Below are 644 nucleotides of genomic sequence, written 5' to 3'. Positions count from 1 at the left end.
AAGCACCGCCGCGACGGCGAAGAGGCCGGCGCGACGACGAAGGCGAACGGGGTAGTGGCGATGACGCCCGACACGGCGTCGGCCGCCGGTTCGGGGGGAACGGTCGGCGCGAAGGAGACGGCGGCCGCGAACGCGGCGACGCCGACGACGAGGAGGGCCGATCCGAGGAGTCGACTGCGGAGTGACATGGACGGTCGGATGCGGCGCGGCCACAAAACGGTCGCGGGAGCGAGTCGCGGTCGGACAGTCTCGAAGCCGCCGACACTCAGATCGTCACGCCAGCGCGCTCGCCGCCGATGGTGACGATCACCCGCTCGGGCGGCCCGCGCTCGTCGGTGAGCCGCAACAGCAGCGTCTTGACGACCGGCTCGTCGGTCTCGACCTCGCCGCGGACGCCCCCTTGGTCGATCGCGATCCGGAGGGAGTGGTCGCCCGTGCGGCTGATCGCGCCGAGGCGGAGCCGGACCTCCGGGACCGTGAGTCGCTGGGCGATCACGAGGATCGCGTCGCCGCCGTCGTCGACGAAGTCGGTCTGGTCGACGAACTCGCGGGACTCGGTCGCGTCGGGCTTGAGAGCGCCCCGAGCCGGCGCTGCGGACCGGAAGGAGGCCGCGTGCGTCAGCAGTTCTTCGGGCCGCGCGAGG

1 protein-coding gene and 1 pseudogene are annotated in these 644 nt (G+C 72.8%); both read right to left on the bottom strand.

Translation table 11 applies throughout. From position 1 onward, the window contains the following. Window positions 1–188, bottom strand: a pseudogene (locus tag BN903_RS17495) (hypothetical protein); the annotation flags it as partial. 77 nt (window positions 189–265) lie between these two features. Then, the coding region (locus tag BN903_RS10735; protein ID WP_048077723.1) for a hypothetical protein at window positions 266–644 on the bottom strand (379 nt) is incomplete at its 5' end.

This window comes from Halorubrum sp. AJ67 (assembly GCF_000513435.1).
Note: the sequence above shows the minus strand (reverse complement) of the source record. Positions and strands in the feature narration are given on the sequence as shown.